9 protein-coding genes are annotated in these 12,237 nt (G+C 73.8%); 4 read left to right on the top strand and 5 right to left on the bottom strand.

The annotated features are described in order from the left end of the window. Nucleotides 1-24 precede the first annotated feature (24 nt). The gene (locus tag EDF34_RS04805) at nucleotides 25-1,203 is read left to right on the top strand and encodes a YibE/F family protein (protein ID WP_123370685.1); all 1,179 of its coding nucleotides are present in this window, start codon (nucleotides 25-27) and stop codon (nucleotides 1,201-1,203) included. A gap of 13 nt (nucleotides 1,204-1,216) precedes the next feature. On the opposite strand, the gene EDF34_RS04800 is transcribed toward EDF34_RS04805, so the two are convergent. Together EDF34_RS04800 and EDF34_RS04795 are read right to left on the bottom strand one after the other, a co-directional pair. Further along, nucleotides 1,217-2,482: a YibE/F family protein gene (locus EDF34_RS04800; RefSeq protein ID WP_233575181.1), complete on the bottom strand. Its 1,266-nt coding sequence runs from the start codon at nucleotides 2,480-2,482 to the stop codon at nucleotides 1,217-1,219. A 51-nt stretch (nucleotides 2,483-2,533) separates the two neighbouring features. Further along, entirely contained in the window at nucleotides 2,534-3,583 is a 1,050-nt protein-coding gene (locus EDF34_RS04795) for a LacI family DNA-binding transcriptional regulator (RefSeq protein ID WP_199737635.1), read from the bottom strand. Nucleotides 3,584-3,898: 315 nt separating this feature from the next. Between EDF34_RS04795 and EDF34_RS04790 the strand changes: the two genes are divergently transcribed. After that, nucleotides 3,899-9,016 (top strand): discoidin domain-containing protein, encoded by a 5,118-nt coding sequence (locus EDF34_RS04790; RefSeq protein WP_123370160.1) that lies wholly within the window; start codon nucleotides 3,899-3,901, stop codon nucleotides 9,014-9,016. Between the two features lie 50 nt (nucleotides 9,017-9,066). Here the strand turns inward: EDF34_RS04790 and EDF34_RS04785 are convergent, their stop codons facing one another. From EDF34_RS04785 to EDF34_RS04775, 3 genes are read right to left on the bottom strand one after another with little or no spacing between them, the layout of a single operon-like run. Next, nucleotides 9,067-9,480 (bottom strand): nitroreductase/quinone reductase family protein, encoded by a 414-nt coding sequence (locus tag EDF34_RS04785; protein ID WP_199737634.1) that lies wholly within the window; start codon nucleotides 9,478-9,480, stop codon nucleotides 9,067-9,069. A gap of 34 nt (nucleotides 9,481-9,514) precedes the next feature. Next, a complete protein-coding gene (locus tag EDF34_RS04780) occupies nucleotides 9,515-10,114 on the bottom strand; it encodes a DinB family protein (protein WP_123370159.1) in 600 nt (199 codons plus the stop codon). A 53-nt stretch (nucleotides 10,115-10,167) separates the two neighbouring features. Further along, the gene (locus EDF34_RS04775) at nucleotides 10,168-10,590 is read right to left on the bottom strand and encodes a DoxX family protein (RefSeq protein ID WP_123370158.1); all 423 of its coding nucleotides are present in this window, start codon (nucleotides 10,588-10,590) and stop codon (nucleotides 10,168-10,170) included. A 151-nt stretch (nucleotides 10,591-10,741) separates the two neighbouring features. On the opposite strand from EDF34_RS04775, the gene sigK reads away from it, so the two are divergent. Then, complete coding sequence (gene sigK / locus EDF34_RS04770; protein WP_233575180.1) at nucleotides 10,742-11,389, top strand: ECF RNA polymerase sigma factor SigK; 648 nt, start codon at nucleotides 10,742-10,744, stop codon at nucleotides 11,387-11,389. After that, complete coding sequence (locus EDF34_RS04765; protein WP_123370157.1) at nucleotides 11,386-12,204, top strand: anti-sigma factor; 819 nt, start codon at nucleotides 11,386-11,388, stop codon at nucleotides 12,202-12,204. The genes sigK and EDF34_RS04765 overlap by 4 nt, the downstream gene beginning before the upstream one ends. The last annotated feature ends 33 nt before the right edge of the window (nucleotides 12,205-12,237 follow it).

Genomic DNA, 12,237 nt, shown 5'->3' with positions numbered 1-12,237 from the left:
CCCGCGCGCGTGATGCTCGGCGCCATGAGCGGACACGTGCACGGCCCGGTCGGGCCGACCCCGGACCGGCTGAGGCGCCGCGCGCGAGCGATCTTCACGGCGATCTTGGTCCCGGTGCTGCTGGCGACCGTGCTCGGGGCCGTGCTGCTCTGGCCGCACGGCGAGCAGCCCACGCTCCAGACCTCCGCCCCGGGCGCGACGTTCCACACGGGCACGGTCGTCGCCGTGGACCCTGACGCCGCCGACCAGGTCCACCAGCTCCGAGCGCGCATCAGTGGGGCCCCGGTGTGGGTCAACGTGCCGCCCGAGTACCTCGGCGAGCTCGAGGCGGGGGACCGGATCCAGGTCGTCGACACGGGCGACGCGGGTCCCGGTGGGACGCCGTACGTGTTCGTCGACTACGTCCGCGGTCCACCGCTGGCGATCCTGGCCCTCGGGTTCGTCGTGCTGGTCGTCGCCGTCGCCCGGTGGCGAGGGCTCGCGGCGCTCGTCGGGCTCGCCGCGTCGCTCGGCATGATCGGCGCCTTCACGCTGCCCGCGCTCCTGCAGGGCAAGCCTGCCGTGCCGGTCGCGCTGGTCACCGCCGTCGCGATCATGTTCGTCGTGCTGTACCTGGCGCACGGGTTCACGCTGCGCACGTCGACGGCGCTGGTCGGCACGCTCGCCGGCCTCGCCGCCACCGCGCTCATCGCGGCGTGGGCGAGCGGCGCGGCCCAGCTCACGGGCCTGTCCGACGAGTACGCGCTCGACCTGATGTCCGCCGCGCCCGACGTCCGGCTCCGCGCGGTCCTGCTCTGCGGCATGGTGCTGGCCGGCCTCGGCGTGCTCAACGACGTGACGATCACGCAGGCCTCGGCCGTGTGGGAGCTGGGCGCGGCCTCGCCCGACGCGTCGCGCCGCCAGCTGTTCTCCCGCGGGATGCGGATCGGCCGCGACCACATCGCCTCGACCGTCTACACGATCGTGTTCGCCTACGTCGGCGCGACCCTCCCGCTCGTCCTGCTCGTGAGCATCTCCGACCGCGCGATCCTCGACACGCTGCAGAACGGCGAGCTCGCGGAGGAGGTCGCCCGCACGCTCGTCGGCTCGATCGGGCTGGTCCTCGCGATTCCCTTGACGACGGCCATCGCCGCCCTGGTCGTCCGCTCCGCCTCGGCGCCCGCCGAGAACGCGCGGGCGGAGGTCGCCGTGCCCGTCGCGTAGAGCCGGCCCGGGGTCAGTGGGTGTGGCCGCCCGTGACGGTGAGCTGGCGGGTGCTCGCGCGGGTGGCGACGGTGACGGCGATCGCGGTGGTCAGCGGGATGGCGAGGATGAGACCGATCGAGCCCGCAAGGGTCCGGACGATCTCCTGCGCGAAGATCCCGCTCGTGAGCGTCTGCCCGAGTGGCAGGTCGTAGAGCTGCAGGACCATGAGGACGGGGAGCGAGGCGCCCGCGTAGGCGAAGGCGATCGTGTAGATCGTCGACGCGATGTGGTCGCGCCCGATCCGCATCCCGCCCGTGAACAGCGACTGCCACGAGGCCGTGGGATCGGCCGCGCGCAGCTCCCAGACCGCCGAGGACTGCGTGATCGTGACGTCGTTGAGCACCCCGAGCCCGGCGAGCACGACGCCGCACAGGAACACGCCGTGCAGCGTCTGGACGCCGTGGTCGCCGAGCAGCGCGGCGAGCCGGTAGTCGTCCTCGGAGGCCACGGGTGACAGGTGCGCGGCATGCGCGCCGAGCACGCCGAGCGCGGCGACGAGGAACAGCCCTGCGAGGGTGCCGCCCAGCGCGGTCGTCGTGCGCAGGCTCGGCCCGTGCGCGAGGTAGAGCGCGACCGTGATGATGACGACGGACGCCGCGAGCCCGACGAGCAGCGCCGGCTTGCCGGCGACCAGGGCCGGGAGCAGGTAGACCCAGATGACCGTGAACGCGACCGCCAGCCCGGCCACCGCGCGCAACCCGCGCCAGCCGGCCACCACGGCCGCGACCAGCACGAACGCGAGGGCGAACGCGCCCAACGGCACGCCGCGGGAGAAGTCCGACCACGCCCACGTCTCGGGGGCGCCGTCGGCCGCGGGGTAGTGCTCGACGATGATCCGCGTCCCCGCCGGGACGTCGCCCGCGGTGATGCCCGACGTCGCGTAGACCGACACCACCCGCCCCTCGTCGGCGCCGGACGTCACGCGCGCCTCGACCTCGAGGCAGGCGACCGACGACGGCAGCGTGCCGTCGGGGAGCATGTTCTCGACGCTCGCGTCGCAGCTCTCCATGCGCGCGCCCGTCACCTCGGCCTTGACGTGCTGGACGCCCGCGTCGGTGAGCCCCGCGGCCTGGCCGGACGGCGTCACGTGGCCGGGCCAGGTGAGCGCGACCACGAGCGCGGAGGCGAGCACGATCGCGCCGACGACGACGAGGAGCGCGACGGTCATCGCCGGGCTCCCGTGCGCGCGACGAGCGCGCCGCGGGGCGGGTGGCTGGGTCTGCGTGGTCGCCGTCACCGCTCGATTGTGTCCCGCGCGGCGACCGACCGACGAACCGGGTGCGGCTCGTCAGGCCGATCCGCGCTCGACCAGGGCGGGCTCGAAGATCGCCGCGCTCGGCCGCTGGTCGGGGGCGTCGAGCCGCTCGAGCAGGAGGCGCGCCATCTCCGCCGCCATCGCCTCGATGGGCTGGCGCACCGTGGTGAGCGTGGGCCGGCACATCAGCGCGGCGGTGCTGTCGTCGAAGCCGACCACGGCGACGTCGTCGGGCACCGTCAGGCCGCGTTCCTGGGCAGCGAGGATCGCGCCGACCGCCATGTTGTCGTTCGAGGCGAACACCCCGTCGACCCGGTGGTCGGCGAGCAGCGTGCCCATCGCGGCGACGCCGCTCTCGACGGAGAAGGTCCCCGCCGCGGACGGCACGTAGGCCACGCCGTGCCGGGCCATGGCCTCCCGGAAGCCGACCAGCCGGTCCTCGGCGCCCGGGATGTCGAGCGGACCGGTGACGATGCCGACCGAGCGGCAGCCGCGCGCGACCAGCCGGTCGGCGGCGAGTGCCCCGCCTGCGCGGTTGTTGACGTCGACGTAGCTCAGCGGCAGCGGGTGGTCCGGCCGGGAGAACAGCACGACGGGGAGGCCGGCGTCGGTGAGCATCTGGGGCAGCGGGTCGCCGGCCTGCGCGGAGACGAGCAGGACGCCGTCGGCGCTGCCCTCGCGCACGTAGGACAGCACGCGGCTGCGCTCGTCGTCCGTGACGGCGAGCATGAGCACGGGGTGCACGTCGCGCGGGCGCAACGAGCTCATCAGGCCACCGGCGACGCGGCCGAAGAACGGGTCGGCGAGCACGTCGCCCGGACCCCAGGGACCTGCGCGGCTCGTGTCGCTGCCCGAGACGACGACCAGGACCGTGTCCGAGCGGCGCGTGACCAGGGAGCGGGCGGCGCGGTTGGGGACGTAGCCCGTGCGGGCGATGGCGTCGTTGACGGCCTCGACGATGTGGGCCGCGACTCCGGCCTTGCCGTTGACGACGCGCGAGACCGACGCGCGGGAGACGCCCGCGACGAGTGCCACGTCCTCGAGCGTGCTCACACGGGGGCCGGGGGCGACGTCGTCCTGCACCCCCGCACGGTAGCGCCCGCGGGCCGGGCCGCGGCCCGACCGGCGCGGGCGGGACCGGTCGAGTGCTGGCTCATGCACCCGAAAGTGGGATCCATAGAGCGCTCTCTTGCGGCATGCGGCGCGATCCCGACATACTCCCAGCACACAGAGAGCGCTCTCTGACGCGGGCAGCGACGCCCGTGCGCGCAAGCGCTCGACAGATCCGCGCACCGCACAGCACCCCGTGCCCGGCGCGAGCACCACCAGCCCCTGCTCAAGGACGAACAGCGCGTGCCCGCCCGGTCGACGACGACCGGCACCACCAGGAGGACCCCGATGACAGCCCTGGCCCCACCCTTCTCCCGCCGCCGCTGGCGTGCGGCCGTCGCCTCGATCGGCGTGCTCTCGCTCGTCGGTCTCACGGTCGGAGCAGCCGTGCTGCCGGCCGCCGCCGACGCACCCGTGCTGCTCTCGCAGGGCAAGACCGCGACCGCGTCCTCGAACAGCGCCGGTGCCGCCGCCGCCGTCGACGGCAGCCTGCAGAGCCGGTGGGAGAGCGTCCACGACGTCGACCCGCAGTGGCTGCAGGTCGACCTCGGCAAGGCCAGCACGATCGAGCGCGTCAAGCTCGACTGGGAGCGGGCCCGCGCGAGCGCGTACACGGTCGAGGTCTCGTCGGACGGCGCCGCGTGGACGACGGTCTACACCGCCCCGGGCGCGGCGCCCCTGCTGGCCGGCTCCGCGAACCCCGAGCTCTACGAGGACGACGTCACGCTCCCGACCCCGGCGACCGCACGCTACGTGCGCGTGCTCGGCACCGAGCGGGCGATCGGCTACGGGTACTCCCTGTGGGAGGTGCAGGTCTACGGCGAGACCGTCACGACGCCGCCGGTCGAGCCCTCGGGCAGGACGGTCGAGGTGGTCGGCGGCAACGGCAGCTGGCAGCTGCTCGTCGACGGCGAGCCGTACGTCGTCAAGGGCATGACGTGGGGTCCCGACGCGGCGCACGCGGAGGACTACGTCGCCGACCTCAAGGCGATGGGGGTCAACACCATCCGCACGTGGGGGACCGACGCCTCGTCGGCACACCTGTTCGACGTGGCCGCGGCGAACGGCATCCGCGTGGTCGCCGGGTTCTGGCTGCAGCCGGGTGGCGGGCCGGGCAGCGGGGGCTGCCCCGACTTCGTGGACGACGCCGAGGGCTACAAGGCGGCCGCGCTGGCCGACATCGAGAAGTGGACCACGCAGTACAAGGACGACCCGGCCGTGCTGCTGTGGGACGTCGGCAACGAGTCCGTGCTGGGGCTGCAGAGCTGCTACTCGGGCGCGAAGCTCGAGGCGCAGCGGGACGCCTACACGTCGTTCGTCAACGACGCGGCCGTCGCGATCCACGCGATCGACCCGAACCACCCGGTCACCTCGACCGACGCGTACGTCGGCGCGTGGCCGTACTACAAGAAGAACGCACCGGCGCTGGACCTGCTGGCGGTCAACTCCTACGGCGCGATCGGCGACGTGCACGCCGCGTGGGAGGCGGGCGACTACGGCAAGCCGTACCTCATCACCGAGGGCGGACCCACGGGGGAGTGGGAGGTGCCCGACGACGCCAACGGCGTGCCCGTCGAGCCCACGGACGTGCAGAAGGCGGCCGGGTACACGAAGGCGTGGAAGGCCGTCACCGACCACCCCGGGCAGGCGCTCGGCGCGACGCTGTTCCACTACGGCGTCGAGAAGGACATGGGCGGTGTCTGGCTCAACGTCCTGACCGGCGGTGAGAAGCGGCTCGGCTACTACGCGGTCGCGAAGGCCTACGGCGGCTCGGCGGCGGACGACAACTCGTCGCCGGTGATCTCCTCGATGACCGTGCCGACCGGCTCGGTGGTGGCGGGCTCGACGTTCGAGGTCTCGGCCGCGGCGAGCGACCCCGACGGCGACGCGATCACCTACGAGATCGACCTGTCGGGCAGCTACGCCACCGGGGACAAGTCGCTGAAGAAGGCGACCTACTCCGGGACGGCGGGGACGTTCACGGTCACCGCGCCGACGACGGCGGGGGCGTGGAAGGTCTACGTCCTGGCGCGCGACGGTCGCGGCAACGTGGGCATCGAGACCCGCTCGGTGAAGGTCGTCGACGGGGCGGGGGTCAACGTGGCGCTCGGCAAGGCCGCGACCGCCTCGTCGTCCCAGGACCCGGCCGCGCAGGGCGTCGACGGGGTCATGACGACGAAGTGGGGCAGCGCGCTCGACGGCAGCTGGAACGGCAAGGACGACGAGTGGTTCCAGGTCGACCTCGGCGCCCGGTACGACGTCCACCAGGTCAAGCTGTTCTGGGAGGGGGCCGCCTTCGGCAAGGACTACGACGTCCAGGTCTCGACGGACGGCACCGCGTGGACCACGGTCTCGCAGCAGCGGGACAAGGCGGCCGGGACGCACACGGTCGACTTCGACGAGACGACCGCGCGGTACCTGCGCATGCAGGGCATCCACCGCGGCTCGACGTTCGGCTACTCGCTCTACGAGCTGCAGGTGCTCTCCGCGACGGGCGAGCCGGTGGACGCAGGCCTGACCGACCCGACCGACCCGACCGACCCCGACCCGACCGGTCCCGTGGTGCCCGGCATCGGCGACCTCGTGTGCGGCCGCGACCTGGTGAGGGACGCCGGCGTGACCGCGACGGCGTCGCACGGCAACGGCGGCGACGCGATCGACTCCAACGTCTGGTCCCGCTGGGACTCGGGCGTGGCCGAGACGCCCCCGGGCAGCGGCAACTGGGTCGGGCGCGACGGCGAGTGGATCCAGGTCGACCTCGGCAAGGTCGCTCCGGTGTGCGGCCTCAAGCCGTACTGGGAGGGCGCCTACGCCAAGGACTACGACGTGAGGACGTCGATGGACGGCTCCACCTGGACCACGGCGGCGCGCGTGCGCGGCCTGGGCGAGAAGGGGCCGGAGGTGACGCGGTTCGAGCCCGTGCGGGCCCGGTACGTGCGCATCGAGGCGGTCACGCGCGGCACGACGTTCGGTGTCTCGCTGTGGGACCTCGAGATCTTCGAGGGCCGCAGGATCGAGCTCCCGACGACCGACCTGCTCGGCTCCCGGGTGCTGGTCCTCGACCCGTCGATGGACGCCCAGGACATCCAGGCGATCTTCGACTCGGTGTTCGCGGACCAGGAGGAGGACCAGTTCGGCGAGGGGCGCTGGCAGATCTTCTTCAAGCCCGGCGACTACACGCTCGACGCGCGGGTCGGCTTCTACACGGCGATGTCGGGCGCGGGGCTCGACCCCACGGACGTGGACATCAGCGGCGGCGACTGGGTCGACGCCGAGTGGTTCGACATGAACGCCACGCAGAACTTCTGGCGCTCGGCGGAGAACCTCTCGTACACGCCCACGGGCGGCACCGGCCACTGGGCGACCTCGCAGGCCGCTCCGCTGCGGCGTGTGCAGGTCAACGGCAACCTCCAGCTCGACTCCGGGCGGTACGGGTGGTCGTCGGGCGGCTTCATCGCCGACTCGAACGTCACCGGCTACGTGAAGTCGTTCACCCAGCAGCAGTGGTACGCCCGGGACAGCTCGGTGGGCACGTGGGCGGGCGGGGTGTGGAACTTCGTCTACTCGGGCGTGACCGGTGACGTGTCCAAGGGCGACGGTGCGGGCGACCCCCGCGCGACGCTCCCTGCCAGCTGGGGTGCGTACCCGACGCCGCCGATCACCGCGCTCGAGCACACGGGCGCGATCGCCGAGAAGCCCTACCTGTACCTGTCGGGCGACGACGAGAACGCGGCGGCCGACTGGTCCGTGCGCGTCCCGGCGCTGCGCGACGGCACCACGGGCACCACGTGGGAGAACGGCACGACCCCGGGCACGTCGATCCCGCTGACCGACTTCTTCGTCGTGAAGCAGGGCGCGACCGCGACGCAGGTCAACGCGGCCCTCGCGGCGGGCAAGAACGTCCTGTTCACACCCGGCGTGTACCGGATGGACAAGACGATCCAGGTCACGCGGCCCGGGACGGTGGTGCTGGGACTCGGCCTCGCGACGATCATCCCGACGGGCGGCGGCATCGGCATGCACGTGGCGGACGCCGACGGCATCCGCGTCGCGGGCCTGCTGTTCGACGCGGCCGTGACCGAGTCGCCCGCCCTGCTCGTCGTCGGCGACAAGGACGTGCACCGCGACCACGCGGCCGACCCGATCGTGCTCAGCGACGTGTTCCTGCGTGTCGGTGGCGCCGTGGCGGGCAAGGTCGACGCCGCGATGGTCGTCGACGCGGACGACACGATCGTCGACCACGTGTGGTCCTGGCGCGGCGACCACGGAGCGGGGATCGGCTGGGACGCCAACACCTCGGACTACGGGTTCGTGGTCAACGGCGACGACGTCTCCGCGTACGGGCTCTTCGTCGAGCACTTCCAGCGCTACAACGTGCTCTGGAAGGGCGAGCGCGGGCGGACCGTGTTCTTCCAGAACGAGCTGCCGTACGACGTCCCGGACCAGGCCGCGTGGAACCACGACGGGGTCAAGGGCTGGGCGGCCTACAAGGTCGACAGCTCGGTGAAGCACCACGAGGCGTGGGGGCTGGGGTCGTACTCCAACTTCACGTCGGACACCGAGGAGGACGAGATCACGGTCGACGGCGGCTTCGAGGTGCCGAAGACCGACGGCGTGACGCTGCACCACCTGCTCGTGGTCTCGCTCGGCGGCGAGGGGATCTTCGAGCACGTGGTCAACGGCGTGGGGGCGCGCAACGAGAGCTCGAGCACGGTGCCGAGCTACGTGGAGCGGTACCCCGACCCGGCCGACCCCGACGCCGGGATCGAGCCGCCGGCCGCGCCCGCGGACCCGCGGACGAACCCGGAGACGAGCCCGTCGGGGCCGACCGACCCCGAGCCGACGCAGTCGCCGACGCCGACGCCGACCCCGACCCCGTCGCAGTCACCGAGCCCGACGGCCACCGCGTCGCCGACGCCCTCGCCGTCCCAGACCGCGGGTCCGACGCCGTCGGGCTCGGCCGCGCCGAGGCCGACCCCGACCGACCCCACGGACCCGGCCCTGCCCGGGGACGAGGACGACGTCGACGTCACGCTCTCGGCCGGCCGGGTCGAGGCGGGCGGCACGCTCACGGTCCGGGCGACCGGGCTCGAGCCCGGCGAGGCGGTCGAGGTCTGGCTGCACTCGACGCCGGTGCTGCTCACGCAGGGCGAGGCGGATGCGGACGGGGGCGTGGAGGTCGTCGCGACCGTGCCGACCGAGACGCCGGTCGGGTCCCACACCGTCGTCGTGCGGGGCGTCGGCTCGGGAGCCGAGGGCAGCGCGGTGCTGCGCGTGGTGGCGGCGGGCGACCTCGCCGCCACGGGCGGTGACGTGGGCGGGCTCGCGCTCGCGGGCGTGATCACGCTGCTCGCAGGACTGGTGCTGCTCGTCGCCCGCTCGAGGCGAGGAGGCGTCGCCGCGTAGCGGACCTGCGGAGGGGTGGGCGGCCTGCGCCGTCCACCCCTCCGGCCGGGTCAGGCCCGGTCGAGGATCACGAGCGGGATCGCCCGCCCGGCCTTGGCCAGGTGCTCGAGGAAGAACGGGTAGGCAGCCGTGATGTCCGCCCAGAGGCGGTCGTGCTCGTCCCCGCTCGCGACGACGGCGCGGGCGTCGTACTCCTCGTCGGCGAGCTCGACGTGCACGGCCGGGTCGGCGACGAGGTTGTCGTACCACTGCGGGTCGCGCGGTGCGCCGGCGGCCGACGCGATCACGACCGGCCGGCCCTCGTCGAGGTGGAACATCATGGGCGCGGTCCTCGGCTCGCCCGACGAGCGCCCCGTGGTGGTCAGCAGCAGGAGCCGGTCGCGGTGCATCCCCTCGATGGGACCCCCGGCGCGGAACTGCTCGATCACGTGGGCATTGATCTCCAGCTGGGTCATCTCTGCCATCTCGCCATCGTGGCCCCAGACACCGCCGGGCGCCTCAGGGGACTCGTTCGCCGGCCGCGGCCGCCGCCACGCGGGCGGCAGCCTCGATCCGTGCGGCATAGTCCGACCACTGGTCCGACGAGCGGTCCGGCACGTTCGCGTCGCCCACCCGCTGGCCGGCGGACCCGTCGAGGTGCTCGCGCAGGATGTCGGCGTGGCCGGCGTGCCGGGCCGTCTCGGCGAGCACATGGACCAGGACCTGGTGCAGGGTCACCGCGCTGCGGTCGTCGGGCCACCACGGGACGGTGCCTGCCGCGTCGAGGTCGAGGGCCTCGATGACCTCGTCGGACGCCCGGGCGGACGCCTCGTGGAACGCCACGATCGACGCGCGGCTCTCGTCGGCCGCGACCCACATGTCGGAGTCGGGCGGGGCGTCGTCGGCGAGCCAGGGTGCCGTGATGTCGGAGGCGCGGCCGAAGGTGTCGGTGAAGTAGCCGAGCTGGACGCTGGCCACGTGCTTGACCAGGCCCAGCACGTTCGTGCCGGTGGGGGTCAGGGGGCGCCGGGCGTCGTACTCGCTCAGGCCGTCGATCTTGCCGAGCAGGTCGTTCCGGGCAGTGCGCAGGTAGCGGTGCAGGGTGGCCTTGTCGTCCATCGGTCCACTATCGACGAGGCGTCGGCGGGGCGCCTCCTGTTTCGGGCGGCCCGTCAGCGGGCACTGCGGGCACTGCGGGCGCTGCGCGCAACAGTGAGGGCCCACGCGACGAGCGGCACCTGCAGCGGCAGTCGGGCCCATGCAACGGCCGGCTTGCCGGCCCACGAGCGCGCGTCCGGCCGCGACCGCACGGCCATCGTCACGTTGCCGGGGAAGACCCCGACGAGCAGTGCCGCCGACGCGAGCCCGCCGACCTGACGCGTCGCGGGCACGGCCAGCGCCCCGGCGCACGCGAGCTCTGCGACGCCGCTGCCGAGCACCCACGGGTCCGGGTCGCCGAGCGACCGCGGGATCAGCGGCCGGAACACGCCCGGCTTGACCAGGTGGATGGTGCCCGAGGTGGCGAGCAGCGCGGCGAGGGCGAGCGCGGGTCCGTGCTGGACGAGCTGGCGGCGCGCGGCGGCGAGGGTCGACATCCCCGCAACCTACGTCGGGCGGCGTCGGTGCGCTTCTCACCCGCTCCCGACGCGCTGAGGGGGTGATTGTGCGCTAGGGGCCATCCGCGGCCGGTTCGGCTCCGAACTCCCATCGTCCCCGGTCCCTGCCTGCCGATCCGGAAGGTGTCCCGTGCTCCTCCTGCTGGCTCCGAGCCCAGCCCCGCGCACGTCGCGCGCGCATCTGGTGCGCTCGTACGGCACACTGGCGCGCGTGGTGCAGGCCCCCGAACCGACGAGCGACGCCCCCGATCTGCTCGCGGCCGTCGCGTCCGGGGACCAGTCTGCGTTCGAGCAGCTGTACGGACAGCTCGAGCGACCCGTGTTCGGCACCTGCTTCGGCGTCCTGCGCGACCCCGACCACGCCGCCGAGGTCGCCCAGGAGGTCTGGGTCGAGGTCTGGCGCACCGCGTCGCGCTTCGACGCGGCGCGAGGCTCGGCCCGCACGTGGGTCGTCACGCTCGCGCACCGCCGCGCGGTCGACCGGGTCCGCTCGGTCCAGGCCCAGCGCGACCGCGACCAGCGCGTGCTCGACGAGAGCGGCGAGCGGCCGTTCGACGTCGTCGCCGACGAGGTCGAGGGCATGCTGGAGCAGGTTCGCGTGCGCGACTGCCTGCAGACGCTCACCGAGACCCAGCACCGCGCCGTGGTGCTCGCGTACTACGGCGGCAAGACCTACCGCGAGGTGGCCGACACCCTCGGCGCCGCGCTGCCCACCGTGAAGTCGCGCATCCGCGACGGCCTGCTCCGGCTCAAGGACTGCTTGGGGGTGGCGGCATGACCGAGAACGACGACGTCCGCGCCACCGGCGACGACGTGCGCTCCCTGCTCGGCGCGTACGCGCTCGACGCGGTCGACGACATCGAGCGCCGCGCCGTCGAGCGCCTAGTCGCGACCGATGCCGATGCCGCCCGCGAGCTCGCCGACCTCCTCGCCGTCGCCGCCCGCCTCGGCTCCGCGGTCGCCGCCGAGCCGCCCGCCGGCCTGCGTGCGTCCGTGCTCGCCGCGGTGGCCCGCGAGGCCCGGCCGACGAGCGCCGAGGCACCGGCGGACGGCGCCGCACCGTCGGCCGACGACTCCGCGCCGCTCCTGCGGGAGCCCGAGCGCCCGGCCGCCGTTCCCGCGACGTCGCACCGCGCCGCCACGCCGCGCGGCGCGCAGCGCTGGTGGTCGCTGGCCGCCGCCGTCGTCATCGGTGCCGCCGTGCCCAGCGCGCTGCTCGTGCAGCAGCACCAGCGTGCCGAGGACGCCAGCAACCAGCAGCAGGCGCTCGCCGACGTGCTCCGCGACCCCTCTGCCGTGCTCGTGCACGGCGACGTGGCCGGCGGTGGCACCGCGACGGCCGTCCTCACCGACGACGACGCCCTGTTCAGCGCGACCGGCCTGCCGGCCCTCGCGGACGGGAAGGTCTACCAGCTGTGGGTCGTGAACGGTGACGAGGCGGCGTCGGCCGGGGTCCTCTCCGCCGACGGCGGCTCCGTGCGTCGACTGACCGACGACTTCTCGTCGGGCGACGCCCTGGCGATGACCGTCGAGCCGGAGGGCGGCTCCGCCCAGCCGACCACCACCCCGGTCGTCGTCCTCACCCAGAGCTGACCCGCGCGGGTGGTCGCCGACCTGCCCTGGCGG

It is taken from the genome of Cellulomonas sp. PhB150 (assembly GCF_003755175.1).
Classification (GTDB): Bacteria; Actinomycetota; Actinomycetes; order Actinomycetales; family Cellulomonadaceae; genus Cellulomonas.
The sequence above is the reverse complement of the archived record's forward strand: the minus strand, read 5'-3'. Positions and strand labels throughout refer to the sequence as shown.

Bases quoted from the DNA above. Each gene is read 5' to 3' on its own strand.
- EDF34_RS04805 (WP_123370685.1), top strand. From the start codon at position 25: ATGAGCGGACACGTGCACGGCCCGGTCGGGCCGACCCCGGACCGGCTG.
- EDF34_RS04780 (WP_123370159.1), bottom strand. From the start codon at position 10,114: ATGGACGACAAGGCCACCCTGCACCGCTACCTGCGCACTGCCCGGAAC.
- EDF34_RS04785 (WP_199737634.1), bottom strand. From the start codon at position 9,480: ATGGCAGAGATGACCCAGCTGGAGATCAATGCCCACGTGATCGAGCAG.
- EDF34_RS04765 (WP_123370157.1), top strand. From the start codon at position 11,386: ATGACCGAGAACGACGACGTCCGCGCCACCGGCGACGACGTGCGCTCC.
- EDF34_RS04790 (WP_123370160.1), top strand. From the start codon at position 3,899: ATGACAGCCCTGGCCCCACCCTTCTCCCGCCGCCGCTGGCGTGCGGCC.
- EDF34_RS04775 (WP_123370158.1), bottom strand. From the start codon at position 10,590: ATGTCGACCCTCGCCGCCGCGCGCCGCCAGCTCGTCCAGCACGGACCC.